Here is a 17,633-nt window from a genome sequence, read left to right as displayed (position 1 = left end):
CTTTTCCCGGTCTGTTTTCATAGTATACCCCAACGGCGGCTTCCAAGCGTGCCTAAAAAGCAGGCAGCACACCAGCGGATAACGCCCCCAGTGATGTTACAATGGGGACATGATAAACATGCAAGGCAAAGCGAATGTCTGATTCGCTGCACTACATCGTTTTCACTGACCTCGATGCCACACTGCTTGACCACGAAACCTACTCGCATTCTGCGGCCCAGCCCGCGATCGACTACCTGATACGTGAAGAGATCCCCTTGGTGTTCGTTACCAGTAAAACGCAGCCCGAAGCCGTCAAACTCCAGGAGAAGATGGGGCTCTGCGCCCCCTTTATCGTGGAGAACGGCGGGGCGATTTTCATCCCGCGCTGCTGCAGCCGCTTCTACGGCGCAGACCACGAGGCCGACTACGAGGTGATCACCCTGGGTGCCGCCTACGACGCCTGTACGAACCTGCTCGACAGCCTGAAATCCCGTTTCCGTCTCCGCGGCTTTTCGCATATGCACCATGACGAGGTGGCCGAACGGACGGGACTGCACACCGAAGGGGCGGTGATGGCCAAGACGCGCTACTGCTCCGAACCCTTTATTATGGAGGACGAAAGCCTGTTCGACGAACTGGTCGCCACCGTCTCGGCCGAGGGCTTCACGGTGACCAAGGGGGGACGTTTCTACCATCTCATCGGACGCAACCAGAGCAAGGGCAGCGCGGTCCAGGCACTGCTCGAGCGCGCCGAAGCGTCGACGGGGATCCGTTTCAGTTCCATCGCGCTGGGCGACAGCGAGAACGATTTCTCGATGCTGCAGAGCGTCGACATCCCTGTACTCATTCCCAAGCACGACGGCAGCTACGCTGCCATCAACCTTCCCAATCTCATCAAGGCCCCCTATCCGGGCCCCCGGGGCTGGAACGCCGTTTTGCAGGAGATCTTCGGTGTTGCCTGAACTGGAATCCCTCTTCGGAGCGGCGGTTGACGCGGTGATGCCCCAGCGTATGCTGCCGGGCCGGATGCGGCTTCACGACGGGGTGCTTTCCGTCGGCGGCGAGCAGCTGGACCTGGAGCGCTACGGCAACCTCTATCTCTGCGGCGCGGGCAAGGCCGCGCTGCCGATGGCCGAGGCATGCGAAGCCATTTTGGGGGAGCGGATCGCCGGCGGGGTCATCGTCACCCCCGAAGCGGAACGTCCGCTCGGCTACTGCACCTACGTCCACAGTACCCATCCCCTCCCCTCCGAAGAAAGCGTCGAAGCGGCCGAGCGGCTGATGGAACAGTTCGCCAGGGCGGGCGAAAGGGACCTGATCCTTTTCCTGCTCAGCGGCGGCACCTCCGCGCTGATCGAAAAACCGCTGCCCCCAGTCACCCTGGCGGCGATGGCGGAGACGACCCGTCTGCTGCTGGAAAACGGCTGCAGCATCGAAGAGACGAACAGCGTGCGCAAGCACCTCTCCATGATCAAGGGGGGACGGCTGGCACAGATGACCCGGGCGACGGTCCTCGTCCTGGTCGTCTCCGACGTCATCGGGGATGACCTGGAGACCATCGGCTCGGCACCGCTGTATTGCGACCGGAGCACCTACGCCGACGTGACGGCGATGCTGCGGGGCAAGGGGCTGATGGAAGCACTGTCCGAGACGGTGCGCGATGTATTGACAAAAGGGGAGCGCGGCGAGGTTCCCGAAACCCCGACGGCTCCGCTGGCGACGGTCAAACATCTGCTGATCGGCAGCAACAGGCAGGCCCTGGAGGCCGCGGCGGCCTGCGGTGTGGAACACGGCCGCGACGTGCGGGTGGTCGAAAGCCCCATCGAGGGGGACGTCGCCGAGGCGGCCGAGGCGTTCTGCAGCCGTTTCAGGGCGCTGCCTCCCGGAACGCTGCTCCTGCAGGGGGGCGAAACGACGGTGACGGTCTCCGGCAACGGGCGGGGCGGCCGCAACCAGCATTTCGCGCTGCTCTGCCTCAAGCATTTGGGGGCGGCGTGCAGTTACGATATCATTTGTGCAGGCACGGACGGGATCGACGGCAATTCGGATGCGGCGGGGGCGCGCATTTCCGATGCGCTATTCCGGCGCTGCAGCATCGCGGAGATCGACGACGCCCTGGCGCGTTTCGACTCCAACACGTTCTTCGCAGGCAAAGAGGCCCTGATCGAGACCGGCTACACGGGGACCAACGTCATGGATGTGGTATTAGCTTACAAAGGAGAGGATAATGGCTGACTTTTTTCAAAACGGGGTGATCACGTCACTGCAACGGGTAGGGGATAGAAGTCTCGAGGAGATGGAAAAGGACCTGGAACACATGTCCGAACGCCGCAAGATGGTCCTGCTGCTGCCCGCGCTCTACAGCGAGTTTGAAACGCCGGCGATGCATACGATCATCGAGGAGCTGAAGCATGTCCGCTACCTGCACCGCATCATCCTTGGACTTGACCGCGCGACCCACGAGCAGTTCCTCGAGGTGAAGAAACTGATGGTGCAGCTCCCCTGCGAAGTGGACGTCCTCTGGAACGACGGCCCGCGCATCCAGGAGCTTTACGCGGAGCTGACCCGCGAAGGCTTCCCCTGCCTGAAAGACCCTGGCAAGGGGCGTAACGTCTGGACGATGATCGGCTACGGCCTGACGGGGGAGGAGAACTACGCCTTCGCCCTGCATGACTGCGACATCGTCAACTACTCGCGCGAGATCGTCGCCCGCCTTTTCTACCCCATCGTCCACCCGGCCCTGGACTACGAGTTCAACAAAGGGTACTACTCCCGGGTGACGAACAAGCTGCACGGCAGGGTCACGCGCCTCTTCTACACCCCGCTGATCCATGCGCTGGAGAAGGTGATGGGCAAGAACCGCTACCTCGAATACATGGACAGCTTCCGCTACGCGCTTTCGGGGGAGTTCGCCTTTATCCGTTCGCTGGGGCGAGGTATCGCCATTTCGCCGACCTGGGGCCTGGAGGTCTCGACGCTCAGCGAGGTCTACAAGAACACCTCCAACCGCCGTATCTGCCAGACGGAGATCATGGATACCTACGAGCACAAACACCAGGACCTCGGCAACAAGACCGAAGGCGGCGGCGTCTACAAAATGGCCGGCGACATCGCCAAGGCGCTCTTCCGCGTGATGGCGCAGGAGGGGATCGTCTTCACGGAGTCGCACTTCAAGACCCTGCTGGCGACCTACTTCCAGGAGTCGCGTTTCGAGATCTCCAAGTACGTGGCCCTCTCCAAGCTCAACGGCCTCGAATACAACCGCGAGAAGGAGATCGGCGCCGTCGAAGCCTTCCAGGACGCCATCGAGGAGGCGGCCAGTGAGTTCTTCGAGAACCCGCTGGGAGTGCCGTCGATGTCCCCGTGGATTACCGTCCGTTCGGTCCTGCCGGAGTTCTCGGAAAAATTCGCCCGTGCCGTCGCGTTGGATGCGCAGGAGGCGTAGCGGATGATCCAGTATGAACCGCACTCCATACGGGAGCGTCTGTCGGTCCTTTACAGCTCTGACGACGCGGACGAAGCCTACACGGGCATACGGGAGCTGATCAACACCTACCGCGAGCGGATCGATTCCCATCCCTATCAGCTCAGCGAGAAAGACGCCATTCTCATCACCTACGGCGACCAGGTGCAGAGCCCGCCCGAACCGCCGCTCAAAGAGCTCAACGACTTTCTCTTTTCGCATATCGACGGCCTGGTCAATTCGGTCCACCTGCTGCCGTTTTATCCCTACTCCTCCGATGACGGTTTCTCCGTCGTCGATTACAAGGCGGTCGACCCGCACTGCGGCTCCTGGGGGGAAGTGGAGCTGCTCGGTACCCACTTTCGCCTGATGTTCGACGCGGTCATCAACCACGTCTCCCAGTTCTCGAACTGGTTCAAAAAGTATCTCGAGGGCGATCACGCCTACGCCGACTTTTTCATCGATGCCGACCCCACGCTGGACCTGAGCCAGGTCGTGCGTCCCCGGACCTCGCCGCTGCTGCACGAGTTCAAAGATGCCGAGGGACGCATCCGCTATATCTGGACGACCTTCAGTCGGGACCAGGTTGATCTCAACTACGCCAACTACAAGGTGCTGCTGGCGGTGCTCGATGCGCTCTTCTTCTACATCGAAAAGGGGGCGACGCTGCTGCGCCTGGACGCCATCGCCTTCGTCTGGAAGGAGATCGGGACCCCCTGCGTTCACCTGGAGCAGACCCACGAACTGATCCAGCTGATGCGGGAGGTGCTGCACAAGGTCGCGCCAGAGGTCATCATCATCACCGAAACGAACGTCCCGCACCAGGAGAACGTCTCCTATTTCGGCAGCGGGGATGACGAGGCGCAGATGGTCTACAACTTTGCGCTGCCCCCGCTGCTGGCGCACGCGGTGCTGACGGGGAACCCGACCAAACTGCTCTCCTGGGCACGGACGCTGAAGCTGCCCAGCGACAAGGTCTGTTTCTTCAACTTTACCGCGTCGCACGACGGGGTGGGGCTGCGGCCCGTGAGCGAAATCCTTAGCGAGAGCGAGATCGGGGTCCTCGAAGCGGCCGCCAAACATTCGGGGGGACTTGTCTCCTACCGGGCGAATGCCGACGGCACGGAGAGCCCCTACGAGCTCAACTGCAGCTACATCGACCTGCTGACGTCGCCCGAGGAGGATGACGCCGTCCGGGCCAAACGGATGCTTTTAACCCAGGCCGTGGCCCTGGCCATGCCGGGGGTGCCGGGAATCTACTTCCATTCGCTGTTCGGCTCGCGCAACTATCTCGATGGTGTCAAAATGACGGGAATAAACCGCTCCATCAACCGCGAGAAATTCAACTCCAACTGGCTTGATGAACAGCTGCAGAAGGAGGGGAGCCTGGAGCGGCGGGTCTATCTGGCGTACAAGCGGCTGCTTTCCATCCGGATCAACGAGACGGCCTTCGACCCCTTCGGTCCCTTTGTATTCCTGAATCTGCACCCCTCGCTCTTCTGCCTCCAGCGCGAGAGCCGCGAAATGGACAGCCATATGCTGGCCGTGCATAACTTCAGCAATGAGACGGTGAATTTCCGTCTGCCCGATTACATCGAACTCGCCGCAACGGAGTGCATCGGTAACATCCATGTAACCTCTGAAACGCTGCAGATTGAAGGTTACGGCGTGATGTGGATAAAATGCCGCATCGATGTCGAGGCGTTCGAAGCGTGCTGCAACAGCGTGTTGCCCATCATCAATGAAAAGGAGTTTGAATGATTACAAAATGTCTATTTCCCGCGGCCGGATACGGCACACGGTTTCTTCCCGCGACCAAGGCGATGCCCAAAGAGATGCTGCCGATCCTGACAAAGCCGCTGATCCAGTATGGGGTTGAAGAGGCCAACGAGGCCGGCTGCGACGTCATGGCCGTCATCACCGGCCGCGGCAAGCGCGCCATCACCGACCACTTCGACATCAGCTATGAGCTTGAACACCAGATCAAGGGCTCCTCGAAAGAGTCGCTGCTCAAAGATATCCGACGCCTGATCGACAACTGCACCTTCACCTACACGCGCCAGAACGAGATGAAGGGGCTTGGCGACGCCATCTACAAGGGGAAAGTCCTTGTCGGCGAGAGCGACCCCTTTGCCGTCATTCTCGCCGACGACCTCTGTATCAACCCGGCGGGTGACGGGGTGCTCAAGCAGATGGTGGACCTCTACAACAAGTACAAGTGCTGCATCGTCGCCATTATGGAAGTCCCGAAAGACCAGGTTTACAAATATGGCGTCATCGCCGGCCGCGAGATCGAGGACGGTGTTTTCATGGTCGACGACATGGTGGAAAAACCCGATAACGACAAAGCCCCATCCAACCTCGCCATTATCGGCCGCTATATCCTGACACCGGATATCTTCGATGTGATCAAAAACACCAAGCCGGGCAAAAACGGCGAGCTGCAGATCACCGATGCCCTGCTGACCCAGGCGAAAAAGGGGATGGTTCTCGGCTACAGGTTCAAGGGCAAGCGGTTCGACTGCGGAAGCGTCGACGGTTTCGTCGAGGCGACGAACTACTTCTACGATCTTGAGAAGAAAGCGGAGGCGAAAGCGGCAAAGAAGTAGCCGCATCGCTTCATAACCCAGCGTTTCCTTCCCCGTGACGGCCGCTGCGGTCGGCACACTCTCCTGCCGTTTTATGCCAAATTTTCTATGCAGTTTCAGTTGTAAATGTTTTTTTGAGAAAGGTTCGCGGTGACAGCAGCACCGCGAATGCAAGGGAGTAGAAGAACAAAAACGTAATGGCGGCTCTCAAAGAGAGCCTTTACAAATCAATCGCATCGGAATGCTTACCCTTTTACGGGTAAGAACAGTATAGGACATTTTGGAAACAGCATGAACAACAAAATGATCAACTTTTAATCAATTGAATTCAGGTGCTGTCTATTATTGAAAATCCCTGCGCGAAAGGGTGCGGTGCGTCAGGAGAGAAGCAGGCGGTCGATCGCCGCGATCTCCTCGGGTGCCAGGCGGATATCCGTGACGTGCAGGTCCTCTTGCATATGCACCGACGAGGTGGTGCCGTCCAGGGGAGTGATCCCTTTGGCGATCAGATAGGCGTAAAAGATCTGCGGCGTGCCGACACGGCGCGCCATTGCCGCGCGGATGACCGGTTCGCTCCCGAGCAGGTGGGGGTTGGCGGTCAGGCTCCAGAAACTCTGGTAGCGGATGCCGTTGGCATCGCAGAAGGCGCGCAGCTCGACGTCGTACCCGGAATCGGCATAGAAGCGGTTCTGCAGCACGGCCGGTTTGATTTCCGCTTCGTCGAAGAGCCGCTGCAGGGTACGCAGTTCGTAGCAGTTGCTGATTCCCAGCTGCCGCGCACTGCCGTCCGCGGCGATCGTTTCCATCGCCCGCCAGACGGAGAGGAGGCGCGCAAACGGGAAGAGGGGCGAGTGCAGGACGTACGAATCGACATACCCGGTGCGGAGATTGTCCAGGGAGACGCGGAACGACTGCGCTACCTGCTCGGGGAGCGGGGCGTTGCGATCGTAGGGGGTGTTCTCCGGGTCCTGTCCGTCGACGGGGGTGAATTTCGTCTGCAGAAAGACTGCTTCGCGCTCGAGCCCTTCGCCGCGCATCTTCTCCAGGGCCTCGCCGACGCCGGCCTCGTGGTAGTGGCGGGGCTGGCAGGCCGTATCGATCCCCCGGAAGCCGCAGCGCAGCGCCGCTTCGACGAGAGGCGCGGTCTGCTCCTTCTTCCAGGCTGTACCGTAGATCAGCGCCGGCATCTGCACGGCGGCGCGTGTGGGAAGGGTCTCAGCCATGTGCCGCCTCCGTTTCGAGGCTTTTGAGAAACATCGCCAGCTGGGAGTCGATGTTGATGATATGGCGCCGGAACTTCTCATAGGCGTAGTCGTCGATATAGGAGCGTCCGAAGGGGGGGAGCTTACGTGCCTTCTGCAGGAAGTAGCGCATCTCCGAGAGCAGGGTCTCGTGTTCGTCCAGGTGCTCCTGCAGGCCGTAAAAAGCGAGCGAACGCATCATCTCCTCTTCCATGGCGAAGTGCGTCTCCGTATGCTCGACAAGGGCGGAAAATCCCTCTATGAAGGCGTTTCCCGTCGCCTGTTTAACGGCATCGAGCTGACGAAGAAAGTCCGCGTGGGTTTCATCCATCGTCGCGACGCCGAGCGTCAGTTCTTCCATCGCTGTCTCCTTCGGTACGCCCGGGGCGTTGGCGAGACGAGTGCAACTTTCATACGATGCCCGCCATCGCACGGAATATGCAGTCACAGAGCGACACGCCCGCCACTGGGCGAGAGGAGGTAACGATGTTATCAACGTTCAATGCACTCAAATCCGTGTACGCTTCGCGCGAGATATCCATGGAGGATCTTGACGTCCTGCAACAATACGACTTTATCCAGTTTGAGAACCGCGGCATCAGCCGTTCGGAAAAGGATTGCCTGCTTTGCGAAGTACGCTGCGAACCCTTTGCCGCCTTTCTGACGGCGATTACCGCCGCCGTTTTCGATTCGGCGGAGGCGCTGCGCGATCTGGTACGAAGTACGGGACTGGGACTGTTGGAGGAGAAGAGCGAGGATGCGGCACTGCTCAGTTTTCACAGCGAGGATAAGATGGTGGAGATCATCGCCAGCGTCGCTGATGACGGCAGGGTCAGTATCGATCCGGAGGATCTGGAGGTTTTACCCTTTTTTCAGGTGTTCCTGCGCGTGCAGCACTGAGGCACAGACGCCTTAGTGGTGCTCGTGGGTGCCGCAGCCGCAGCCGCCCTGAAGCATCCCGATGACAAAGTGGTCATCCACTTCGGTCACGTCGAAGTGGTGCTTGCCGCAGAAGCTGTTTTTCATGAGCGACAGCTGGGCGTCCGCCGCGCTTTTTGCGCTCTCTTTATTGTCGTAGGTGACGATCTGGTCCAGCCCTTTTTTCTTGGCGCAACTGCAAAGTTTTTCGATGATGACATGGTATTCCATAGCGGATTCCTTACACGTAGATATAGTGCCTGAACGGATGCATCTGCCGTTCCTGCGGGCTTCACATTCGCTTCATGATTGTATGAGATACTCTCAAAAAGATAAAGGAGCGATTATGAAACAATTTATTCCATGGAGCGCTGCGGCCCTCGCTGCGGCGACCCTTTATGCCGCCGCGCCGCTGGCGCCGCAGCCGCCCCAGGTGCGCGAGATCGTCCGGCTTCACGCCCACCCCGAGGCCGTGGCGAAGCCCGAAGCCGTCCCGGCGGGTGTCAAACCGGCGAAAGATTTCGGCAAGCTGCATGACCGCGAACTGCCCAACATCTTCTATCTCCCAAAGCCGGAGGTGTCCGATGAAGCGCAGTAAGCTGATGCTCCGCTTGGCGGTACTGGCGATGCCCCTGTGGCTGTTGTCGGGCTGTTTCATCTATGTCGAGGACAACCCTTCCCATCTTCCCTATGTGCCGGCGACGCTCGTGATCCACAACGATGAGAGCTCCTGGGGCAGCATCTGGTATGCCTATGCCGCTCCCTCCCTGGCTTCGAGCTGGGGCGAGGAGCTGCTGGGCGCCGATGTGCTTTACCCGGGGGACGATCTTGTCGTGGATATCTACGAATGCGACCAGAATTACGATATTCGGGTGGAGTATGAGGACGGGTACGTCGTCGAGCGAACGGGTGTATGGGTGCCGTGCGACATGACGACCTACACCATTTTTACGGATTACTAGGCGGGGGCTTACCCCTCGATAAGCTGTCCGCGGAAGTAGAGTTTCTGCTTTGTCCCGGTCGTTTCGGGTTTCGGCGCGGCGGGTGCTTCAGGCGTCGGGGCGACGATCAGTTCGTCAAACTTGGTCTGCGGGGTGGCGAGCATGACGCTCTCGAAGGCCCGCAGCCGCTTGAGCAGGCTGTCAGAGGCGGCCAGAAGCTCTTCGTAGTAGTTCTGGGCGAGTTTCAGGTCACTGGCACTCGCTTTTTTTGAACCGAACACCCCCATCAATCCCCCCGATTTCCCGGCGAAGAGCGTGGCATAGATCTTGAGATAGATGTCGTAGCAGTTGGTATGGAGCTCGATCATTTCGTCAATGACGCTTTTGGCGTTGGACGTCGAAAACACCATCGCATCGTCGTAGAGCCATCGGCTGAAGTCACTGTCGGACTGGTTGACGGGCACCGCATCCTTTTCACTGCTGACCCCGGAGACTATCAGCTTGATCTGGTTGACCCATTTCAGCTGATGGGTCCGTGCATTTCGGATGTTTTGGATGTAATTCTCTTTTGATGCCATAATGACCTCCGCATAAGATACGGAAGTGTACGACAAGGCAGAGGGAAATGTTGACGGTTCTATGGATAAAAAATAATCACTCGATGCAGATAGGTGATTATCAAAAAATCATATTAATCCACCGGATGCTTCCGCCGCACGGAAGCGTGGCGCAGTGCCAGGGAGCGTGCGTCCATTCCGACCTTCAAAAAGAGCAGGACGATGAGAGCGGCGAGGGGCTGGCCCAGTGCCGCGACGAGAAAGCCGCCGCCGATCAGTCCGATGTGCAGGACGGCAACCCGGCCGTAGGGGGCGCCCATCCAGTCCGAGAGGGTGGTGCGTTCGTATTCGCCGCTGCGGACATAATCGACGTAGAAGGAGACGGCGTGGCTGACGATGAGCAGCGTCAGGGCGGTGAGAATGCCGTTGCCGAACAGCACATCGCGGTGGTAGATGTAATCGGCGAGGCCGAAGACGTTCAGGTGCAGGGAGTCCGGCGCAAAGAGCGCGATAACGAAGATGCCGTGGGCGTAAGCGAACATGCCGTAGTGGAAGATGAAAAAAGGGACGAGGAAGAGCTTGCCGAGATTGCCGGCCAGCTCCTCGGGACGGTTGGCGATCATCTTGAGCACATTGAAAACGCCGATGACGACGTTCTCCATCCAGTACAGAAAGATCAGCTCAAAGACTCCCCAACCCAGTTCCAGGACGCCATAAAGCGGGTAGAGGTTCGCTGCGAGCAGGACAAAAAGGGGCAGGGAGGCGTAGCGCCGAAGCACGGTAAACAGTACAGCCATCAGAGGGTTTTCGAATCGATCATGAGGGTCACAGGCCCGTCGTTCGCGATGCGCACATCCATGTGGGCGCCAAAGACGCCGTGCCGGACCGGGACGTTCCGGGACGCCTGGATAATGAAGTGGCGGTAGAGCCGTTCGGCTTCCGCCGGCCGTGCGGCGGCGTCGAAGGAGGGGCGCCGCCCTTTTTTGACGTCGGCGGCCAGGGTAAACTGGGAGACGATGAGCAGCTCGCCCCCGACGTCAAGCAGGGAGCGGTTCATCTTTCCCGCCTCGTCGGCGAAGATACGCAGATGGAGGATCTTGGCCAGCAGCTTCTCCGCGTCCGCCTCCGTATCGCCCTCAAGCACACCCAGCAGGAGAGTGAGCCCCTGCCCGATCGCGGCGACTTCGCGGCCCTCCACGCTGACGGAGGAGGCCGTCACCCGCTGCACGACGGCCAGCATCAGTGGTGATGGTGCTCGTGCTCGAGGAGTTCACGGACGGCCGCTTCATCCAGGGGCTGAATCTCCTTGACCGTTCCGTCGAAGACGAGGCTGCTGCCGGCGAGGGGGTGATTGCCGTCGAGGACCGCTTCGTCGCCGCGGATCTCCTTGACGGTGTAGATAATGATGTCGTCGGGATTGGACTCGAGGTGCCCCTCTATTTCCATGCCGACCTCGAGATCGTCGGGAAGTTCGGAGAGGGCCTCCTCGACAAGGAGGGAGCCGTCATACTCCCCGAAGGATTCGGCGGGGGAGAGGACGACGTAGACGTCGTCTCCGACCTGCTTGCCTTCGAGCGCCTCTTCCAGCTTGGGGAAGATCTGGCCGTAGCCGCCGTGCAGATACATCAGTTCCGTGTCGTCGGGGTTCAGCAGCGTGCCGTCGGCGGTCGTGAGTTCATAGTTGAGGGTAACAAGGGTGTTCTTCGTGATCTGCATGGTGCGGCCTTAGCGGTGGGATAGGGAAATTTTACAACGAAACGGGGGAATAGGCAAACGCGCCGCTCTTAGTCCCCGAGCGTTGCGGCGAGGGTATAGCGCCAGCCGTGACGGATGTCGGTGTCGGAAAACCCCCGCTGACGCAGCAGCGCGGAGAGGGTTTCCGGCGGATAGAAGTGGCCCGGTTCGCCCAGCAGCCTTTCTGCCCGCTTCAGGGCGCCGCCCAACAGGGTAGAGGGATCGAAGTCGTAGATGAAGAGAAGCCCGCCGGGTCTGAGCACGCGGACGATCTCGTCGAGGGCCGCTTCGGGGACGTCAAAATGGTGCAGCGCCTCGCCCACCACGACGGCGTCGAAACGGTCCGCCTCGAAGGGGAGGGCCTCGGCCCGGGCCGTAAAGCGTTCGACACTGTCGGGAAGGTAGCGCAGCATCCCCTCGGCGGGGTCGGCGGCGATGGGACGGAGATCGTCCCGGCAGCCAAGCGCATAGTTGCCCAGGGTCCCTGTTCCCGCGCCGAGGTCGAGGAGATCGGCGCCGGGAGGAAGGGATCGAAGGGAGGCACAGAGGTGGGAGACGGCGGCCGCGGGGTAGACCGCCGAGCCGAATCGGCTGAAGACCCAACCGAGATGGTTGAAGGGGATCATGCGCCCCGCTTTACGGCGTCACGACGATATAGACAACACGGTCGCCCTGGATGGCCTGCATGAAGTAGGTATTCGCATAGCGGTAGTACTGCGCCCCGTTGATCGTAACGCTGTAGGCGCCGTCGGGGAGGTAATCCAGGACCTGGCCGGGGGCAAACTCGACGTCATAGTAGGTCACCGGCGGTCTGACGACGCGGTAGGCGTTGCGGTAGGTGTCCCAGGTATAGTAGACGTCCGCGTAATAGTAGTAGGTAAGCCCGCTGTGCACAAAGACGGTGTAGCCCACCGGGAGGGTACGGACGACCAGCCCAATCGGCGGTGCGGCGACGATGAAGCCCCGGTCGTGGTGGCGGTAGTAGAGGCCGTCGGCATAGTAGAAGACGAGGCCGCCGAGGCTCAGCGAGATGGCCACGCGCGGCAGGCTGCGGACGACGTAGCCCGGGCGCTGGTAATAGGTCAAAGGACGCGCGCCCGGCGGGCGGTAATAGTGCTTATGCTTGTCGATATGGACGACACTCCCTTTGGCGGGCGGAGCGACCCGTTTGCCGTCGTAGCGCTGGTCCCCTTTCTGCGGGCGTACCGTACGCTGTTCGGTGTAGCGGTTCTCCTCGCGCTGGTTGGGCCGGACGACCGGCGCGGGTCTTACCGGGTGCGGGGTGTATTTCTGGGGTTCGGAACGGCGAACCTCTTCACGGCGGATCTCACCCTTCGAGGGCTGGGTACGGTCGCGGCGTATCTCCTGCCCCAGGGTGTTGCTTCGGCTGCTTGAACGCTCCTGGCTGTAGGAACGGTCCTGCTTATCATAGGAACGCTCCTGTTTCGAACCGCCTCTGTCGTTATCCTTCCGGCCGTCATGGTCGGGGGCCGCATGCAGCCCGGCCGAACCGATGAGCAGTGCCGCTGTCATTGAGATGAAGTTGCTGTATCGCATGGCATCCTCCTTGATTGATAGGTCCAGTATAACGGGAAATCGTTAAATAATCGTGAGAGGTGTGCGCTCAGCGGCGGGAATGTTCGCGTTTCAGGGTTGTCAGCGTTTTGAAAAAACAGCCCTGGGTGAAACGGTACTGCGTTTCATCTTTTTTGAGTCCGCGGCCCTGCTGGAGGACGAGGCGGATGTCTTCGGGTCTGACCCGGTAGCTCTTGGCACAGTGTTCGCAGTAAAGGGTTTCCATTACCGATAGATATGCAAGCGGCGTTCACGACGTGGCGAAAAACCAGGATGTTTTTTTTTGTGGTAAAATAAAAAGAAAGGGGGCGTACATGCACAAGATCATCCAGGGCTTTATCGCGCTGCTGAGTCTCCTCTCCTTCACGGCCTGCAATACGGGGGGAATCGAGTGTACCACCGATATGTCGCCGACGATCTACTCTGTGCCGCCGACGACGGCGACGGCGGGGTACAGATACGTTTACTATGTGGATGCGCTGTATACCTGCTTTCCTTTCCACTGCAACAGCATCGACGGGGTGAAGCTGCCGGAGGGGGCTACGGTTGACGACTACGCCGATTCGGTCTCCTGGACACCGTCGTCGGATCTGATCGGGAAGAAAGTCTACTTCAAGATCGCAACGGAACCCGACAGCTGCGATCGGCGTACTGCCCAGGCGTGGTACGTCACCGTCTATGCAGCGCCGGCCATTGCGAGTTTCTCGGCGAACCGTACGGCCGTCGGCCCCGGTGAAAGCGTCGAGCTTGTTGCGACCTTTACGGGCAGCGGAAGCATCGAGGGGATCGGCCCCGTGAGCAGCGGCGTCCCTGTTGTGTCGGACCCTCTGACGGCGACGACGACGTTTACCCTGACGGTTGCGAACGACGTCGGTGCCGTGAAGACGGGCACAGTGACCGTAGAGGTGCAGGCGCCGCCGGTCATTGACAGTTTCAGCGCCTCCCCGGCCATCGTGACGACGGGCGGTTCGTCGCTGCTCTCCTGGAGCAGGTCAGGCACCGTCACCTCCATTCAGCTTGATCCGGGCGCTATTGCCATCCCGACGAACGTCTATCAATACACGGTGACACCGGCCGCCTCGACGCTCTACACCCTGACACTCTCCAATGACACCGGCAATTCGACGAGCAGCTCGCTCACGGTGTCGGTCGTGCCGCCGCCTTCCGTGACGGCATTGACGGCATCGCCGACGTCAGCGACCCTTGGCGGTTCCGTGACGTTGACGGGGAGCTTTACCGACGGCAGCGGCGTGATCGAGCGCAGTGACGGCGGCGGCTTCTACTCCGTCGGGGCGATCGCATCGGGAGGGAGCGTTGATTCGGGCGTCCTGATGCGCACGACGACCTTCCGGCTTAAGGTGACCAATGATGCCGGTGCCGTCGCGGTGCAGACCCTGCTGGTACCCATTACCGGTCCGGCGACTTTCCAGCCGGCGCTGCACCAGCCCCTAAACCCGACGCGCAGTGCGCATACGGCCACGAAACTGCAGGACGGGCGGGTCTTTATCGCCGGGGGACGCATCGACGGCAACTCCACGGTATCGACGGAGCTTTTCGACCCGGTGACCGAGACCTTCACCGCCGGGCCGGACATGCATGTCGCGCGCCGCAACCATACCGCGGCGCTGCTGCAGGACGGACGGGTGCTTATCGTCGGAGGGTATACCTCGCTGTCGCACCGGCTATTCAGTGCCGAGCTTTACGATCCCGCCGCCGGGACGACGGCGTTCCTGGGCGATCTTAACGTCAGTGACATGGTTGCACCGGAGTCGGTCACCCTAGATGACGGGCGGGTTCTCATCGTCCACACCTCTTTGGGACAGGGGAGCGAAGTCTTCGATCCCGTAACCGAAACCTTCAGCGCGGTCGGTCCGATGCTGATCAGCCATGGCTGCATTTCCCTGCAGCCGCTCAATGACGGCAACGGTACGATTCTGCTCGTCGACGGCTATTACACGAATGCATCGTCGCTTTTCTCGCCGAAGAGCGACACTTTCACGCTGACCGGGGCCACCTCCTATTACCGCTGCTACTTCGCAACGGCGGCACTGCCCGACGGCCGGGTCCTCCTTGTCGGCGGCGATGATCCCGCCGAGGTCTATGATCCCTCGTCGGGGACCTACCGCGATTCGAATACGACCCTATACAATACCTATTTCCCCCGCGCCGTGACGCTGGACGATCACCGCATCCTCGTCGTTGACGGCGGGCTGCCCTGGGCGGAGATCTATGACGCGACTGTGGACGGTTTCAGCCTGACCGGAGGACTGCGCGAGGCGCATACGGAGGCGAGTGCGACCCTGCTTGACGACGGAAGGATTCTGGTCGTCGGAGGATGTTACGACCCCTGTACGGCGGAGCTTTATACGCCGTAGGAGGATAGCGGAACGTTTCGTCGAACTTTCTGGTTCCCGCCGGGGAATAAGGTCAGTGGGTGCGTTTGCGGAAGAAGAGCATCAGCGCCGCGCCGCCGAGCAGCAGTTCGGCGAGGAGCAGCGTGACGATGGAGGAGAGCATGGACTCGTCCGATGCTTCGGTGTCACCGGTCACCTCGAAAGGGGTGGTACGGTGGAAGGACTGAGTCGTCGGGATATGCTTGGCGGCGGCCTGATTCGTCACAGCTGTTTCCGCCGGGGTGGTGGCGTTGTTACTCGCGGGTTCTTCCACGACCCGGGGCTTCGTATCGGGGGCAGGTACCGCCGCTTCGGCTTTCGGCGCTTCCGTTACCTTGGCCGGTGTCTCGGCCGGCGTTTTGGCGGCCGCCATGACCTGCGGTTCGAGCGGTTCGGTAATGACCGGCTGCAGGGCATTGAGGTCCTTCGCGATGTAGGCGTTGGGATGCAGCTTCCGGATGCTTTTGAGGACAGTGTTGGCCTCGGCGCTGCTGCGGAACTGCTCCAGGACGGCAAGAAAGTTCTGCGCTCCGCCGCTGACGGCATAGGCGAAGGCGTGTTCGTTCTGCAGGCTGCCGGTGTCGGGGTTGTGCTGCAGGTACCAGTGGAGTGCCTCGTTGCGCTGCTGCGCTTCTACGTGGCTTTGGAAAACGCCGGCAACGATTTCACCGCCGTCGCTCATGTAGGCCTTGGGATGCAGTTTCCGGATCGTATCGAGGACGATCTTGCGCTCCGCGCTGCTGCGGAAATGATACAGCACGGCCAGGTAGCCCGGCGCGGCGTTGCGTACGTTGTAGCTAAAGGCACCCGTTTGCTGCAGGGGACCGACGTCGGGGTCCTGCTGCAGGTACCACTGCAGGGCCTCGATACGCTGTGCCGCATCCTGTTCCGTCTGGAACGCCCCCGCAATGATAGTTTCTGTTGTCGCGGCCGCAAGCGAGACCGCCGACAGAAACAGTAAAAACGATAGGGTGGCCAGACGCATGCAACTCCTTTAATGAATATGGCGCCCGCTAGCGCCAATGAGAGAAGGTTATTTTAGCATTCGGAACTTTGTCTAACTTTTTTTTGCGGTAAAAATACTGTGCTTTGCCGTTTTTTCACATGTTTGGAGGATAAAAACCATCGGATTCGGTTGTAACACGGCTGTGATACTCGGGGTGTATAGTGTGCTTTTATTGACGCTTTCGGGAGGAAAATGTGATGACAATGACCCCGGCATATCGAGACGCAGTGCTGCGTAGAACACCCGTAACGGCATTGAAAGCGGCGGCGCTGCCGCGAAGAGATGAGACGCCGGATGCACCGCGGCTCACCGTGACGCACGACGGCATCCACCCGGTGCTGGCCCGTTTTATCCGCCAACGGCTGCGGGTGCCCGAAAGCTACGCGCATATCGGGACGCTCGCCTATGCCGTCGGGCAGAACCTGGGCGTCATGACGACTTTCTCGGCGCTGAACTACCGGGGGGAGTCCTGTACCGTGCACCTCTCCGCCCTGATCGCACCGGGCGGTGCGCTCCTCAGCGTCAAACAGCTCTGAATCACCCCTGTACCGGCTGGCGTCTGCCCGCAAAGAGCAAAATGAACGCCGCGCCGCCCAGGAGCTCCGCGATCAGCAGCGGCAGAAAGGACGGCCCCGTCGTTTCCGGGGTGATGGAGGCCGCCGAAAGCGACCCTGGGGTTGTTATCGCCGTGACCTCCGTGCCCGGTACCGTCTCCACGACGGTTGTATCCGTCTCTGTCATGACGCTTTGCGATGCCGGAGCGGCTGCCGGTTCGAATACAGCCGCTTCCGAGGCCGCCGTGCGCGCTGCCGGAGCGGCAGCGCCGAGGGGCCGTGTAAAGTTCATGTTGTTTTTGACGTAGGCGTCGGGATAGATCTTCTTGATGCTGTTGCGTACCGTCAGCAGTTCGTCGAAATTGCGGAAACGGTAGAGCACGGCAACGTAATAGGGGGCCGCGCTGCGCACGCCGTAGGTGTAGTGGCCGGCGCGCTGCAGGGCGTAGCTCTCCGGCTCGTAGCGCAGATACCCTTTGAGCGTATCGACGCGCTGCTGCGCCCCTTCGGGGGTATGAAACGCCCCGACGACGATGACCTTGGTGGTGGCGGCCGCGAGGGACGCCGCCGTGATTAACAGTAGTAGTGTCGCGATGATCGGTCGCATGGTTCTCCTTCTCGACGACACCGAGGGTCGGTGCCTGAAAATAATTTTAGCATTAATAACTTTATTAAACATTT

General features: G+C 60.3%; 22 protein-coding genes. 10 read left to right on the top strand and 12 right to left on the bottom strand.

Annotation, left to right across the window (positions count from 1 at the left end):
* The first annotated feature begins 134 nt into the window (after positions 1 to 134).
* Genes ACM66T_RS08035 through galU form a run of 5 tightly spaced genes read left to right on the top strand, consistent with a single transcriptional unit; the run spans position 135 to position 6,054 of the window.
* Positions 135 to 944 (top strand): HAD-IIB family hydrolase, encoded by an 810-nt coding sequence (locus ACM66T_RS08035; RefSeq protein ID WP_231018376.1) that lies wholly within the window; start codon positions 135 to 137, stop codon positions 942 to 944.
* Positions 934 to 2,217, top strand: coding sequence for a glycerate kinase type-2 family protein (locus ACM66T_RS08030; RefSeq protein ID WP_416768294.1), 1,284 nt, complete (start codon positions 934 to 936; stop codon positions 2,215 to 2,217). The genes ACM66T_RS08035 and ACM66T_RS08030 overlap by 11 nt, the downstream gene beginning before the upstream one ends.
* Positions 2,210 to 3,427 (top strand): glycosyl transferase, encoded by a 1,218-nt coding sequence (locus ACM66T_RS08025; RefSeq protein WP_231018374.1) that lies wholly within the window; start codon positions 2,210 to 2,212, stop codon positions 3,425 to 3,427. Before ACM66T_RS08030 ends, ACM66T_RS08025 begins: the two co-directional genes overlap by 8 nt.
* Before the next feature lie 3 nt (positions 3,428 to 3,430).
* Positions 3,431 to 5,206, top strand: coding sequence for a sugar phosphorylase (locus ACM66T_RS08020; protein ID WP_231018373.1), 1,776 nt, complete (start codon positions 3,431 to 3,433; stop codon positions 5,204 to 5,206).
* Positions 5,203 to 6,054, top strand: coding sequence for a UTP--glucose-1-phosphate uridylyltransferase GalU (gene galU / locus ACM66T_RS08015; RefSeq protein WP_231018372.1), 852 nt, complete (start codon positions 5,203 to 5,205; stop codon positions 6,052 to 6,054). The genes ACM66T_RS08020 and galU overlap by 4 nt, the downstream gene beginning before the upstream one ends.
* A 356-nt stretch (positions 6,055 to 6,410) precedes the next feature.
* On the opposite strand, the gene ACM66T_RS08010 is transcribed toward galU, so the two are convergent.
* Positions 6,411 to 7,256 (bottom strand): aldo/keto reductase family protein, encoded by an 846-nt coding sequence (locus ACM66T_RS08010; protein ID WP_231018371.1) that lies wholly within the window; start codon positions 7,254 to 7,256, stop codon positions 6,411 to 6,413.
* Entirely contained in the window at positions 7,249 to 7,635 is a 387-nt protein-coding gene (locus ACM66T_RS08005) for a bacteriohemerythrin (RefSeq protein ID WP_231018370.1), read from the bottom strand. The genes ACM66T_RS08010 and ACM66T_RS08005 overlap by 8 nt, the downstream gene beginning before the upstream one ends.
* A gap of 125 nt (positions 7,636 to 7,760) precedes the next feature.
* Here ACM66T_RS08005 and ACM66T_RS08000 point away from each other — a divergent pair, with 125 nt between their 5' ends.
* Positions 7,761 to 8,174 (top strand): hypothetical protein, encoded by a 414-nt coding sequence (locus ACM66T_RS08000; RefSeq protein WP_231018369.1) that lies wholly within the window; start codon positions 7,761 to 7,763, stop codon positions 8,172 to 8,174.
* Positions 8,175 to 8,186: 12 nt separating this feature from the next.
* On the opposite strand, the gene ACM66T_RS07995 is transcribed toward ACM66T_RS08000, so the two are convergent.
* Positions 8,187 to 8,423, bottom strand: a complete 237-nt coding sequence (locus tag ACM66T_RS07995) for a hypothetical protein (protein WP_231018368.1) — start codon at positions 8,421 to 8,423, stop codon at positions 8,187 to 8,189.
* A 115-nt stretch (positions 8,424 to 8,538) separates the two neighbouring features.
* On the opposite strand from ACM66T_RS07995, the gene ACM66T_RS07990 reads away from it, so the two are divergent.
* Both ACM66T_RS07990 and ACM66T_RS07985 read left to right on the top strand, forming a co-directional pair.
* Entirely contained in the window at positions 8,539 to 8,790 is a 252-nt protein-coding gene (locus ACM66T_RS07990; RefSeq protein ID WP_231018367.1) for a hypothetical protein, read from the top strand.
* Positions 8,777 to 9,154: a hypothetical protein gene (locus ACM66T_RS07985; protein ID WP_231018366.1), complete on the top strand. Its 378-nt coding sequence runs from the start codon at positions 8,777 to 8,779 to the stop codon at positions 9,152 to 9,154. The genes ACM66T_RS07990 and ACM66T_RS07985 overlap by 14 nt, the downstream gene beginning before the upstream one ends.
* Before the next feature lie 8 nt (positions 9,155 to 9,162).
* Here the strand turns inward: ACM66T_RS07985 and ACM66T_RS07980 are convergent, their stop codons facing one another.
* The 7 genes from ACM66T_RS07980 to ACM66T_RS07950 all read right to left on the bottom strand — a co-directional run bounded on the left by ACM66T_RS07980 (position 9,163) and on the right by ACM66T_RS07950 (position 13,225).
* Positions 9,163 to 9,711, bottom strand: a complete 549-nt coding sequence (locus ACM66T_RS07980; protein ID WP_231018365.1) for a hypothetical protein — start codon at positions 9,709 to 9,711, stop codon at positions 9,163 to 9,165.
* A 113-nt stretch (positions 9,712 to 9,824) separates the two neighbouring features.
* A complete protein-coding gene (locus ACM66T_RS07975; protein WP_231018364.1) occupies positions 9,825 to 10,487 on the bottom strand; it encodes a DUF6498-containing protein in 663 nt (220 codons plus the stop codon).
* Entirely contained in the window at positions 10,487 to 10,930 is a 444-nt protein-coding gene (gene dtd / locus ACM66T_RS07970) for a D-aminoacyl-tRNA deacylase (protein ID WP_231018363.1), read from the bottom strand. Before dtd ends, ACM66T_RS07975 begins: the two co-directional genes overlap by 1 nt.
* Entirely contained in the window at positions 10,930 to 11,406 is a 477-nt protein-coding gene (locus ACM66T_RS07965) for an FKBP-type peptidyl-prolyl cis-trans isomerase (RefSeq protein ID WP_231018362.1), read from the bottom strand. The genes dtd and ACM66T_RS07965 overlap by 1 nt, the downstream gene beginning before the upstream one ends.
* Before the next feature lie 68 nt (positions 11,407 to 11,474).
* The gene (locus tag ACM66T_RS07960) at positions 11,475 to 12,050 is read right to left on the bottom strand and encodes a class I SAM-dependent methyltransferase (protein ID WP_231018361.1); all 576 of its coding nucleotides are present in this window, start codon (positions 12,048 to 12,050) and stop codon (positions 11,475 to 11,477) included.
* Between the two features lie 10 nt (positions 12,051 to 12,060).
* Entirely contained in the window at positions 12,061 to 12,981 is a 921-nt protein-coding gene (locus ACM66T_RS07955; protein ID WP_231018360.1) for a DUF6515 family protein, read from the bottom strand.
* A gap of 67 nt (positions 12,982 to 13,048) precedes the next feature.
* Positions 13,049 to 13,225 carry a hypothetical protein gene (locus tag ACM66T_RS07950; RefSeq protein WP_231018359.1) on the bottom strand — a complete coding sequence of 59 codons (177 nt, stop codon included), beginning with the start codon at positions 13,223 to 13,225 and terminating at the stop codon, positions 13,049 to 13,051.
* A gap of 88 nt (positions 13,226 to 13,313) precedes the next feature.
* Between ACM66T_RS07950 and ACM66T_RS07945 the strand changes: the two genes are divergently transcribed.
* On the top strand, positions 13,314 to 15,374 hold the full coding sequence (locus tag ACM66T_RS07945; protein WP_231018358.1) for a Kelch repeat-containing protein: 2,061 nt from the start codon (positions 13,314 to 13,316) through the stop codon (positions 15,372 to 15,374).
* Positions 15,375 to 15,426: 52 nt separating this feature from the next.
* On the opposite strand, the gene ACM66T_RS07940 is transcribed toward ACM66T_RS07945, so the two are convergent.
* A complete protein-coding gene (locus ACM66T_RS07940; RefSeq protein ID WP_231018357.1) occupies positions 15,427 to 16,377 on the bottom strand; it encodes a hypothetical protein in 951 nt (316 codons plus the stop codon).
* 248 nt (positions 16,378 to 16,625) lie between these two features.
* Here ACM66T_RS07940 and ACM66T_RS07935 point away from each other — a divergent pair, with 248 nt between their 5' ends.
* Positions 16,626 to 16,934, top strand: coding sequence for a hypothetical protein (locus tag ACM66T_RS07935; RefSeq protein WP_231018356.1), 309 nt, complete (start codon positions 16,626 to 16,628; stop codon positions 16,932 to 16,934).
* A 1-nt stretch (position 16,935) separates the two neighbouring features.
* On the opposite strand, the gene ACM66T_RS07930 is transcribed toward ACM66T_RS07935, so the two are convergent.
* Entirely contained in the window at positions 16,936 to 17,559 is a 624-nt protein-coding gene (locus ACM66T_RS07930; protein ID WP_231018355.1) for a hypothetical protein, read from the bottom strand.
* Positions 17,560 to 17,633 lie beyond the last annotated feature (74 nt).

The organism is Sulfurimonas sp. ST-25, assembly GCF_048079205.1.
GTDB lineage: Bacteria > Campylobacterota > Campylobacteria > Campylobacterales > Sulfurimonadaceae > Thiomicrolovo > Thiomicrolovo sulfuroxydans.
This window is presented reverse-complemented; position numbering and strand designations above follow the sequence as displayed.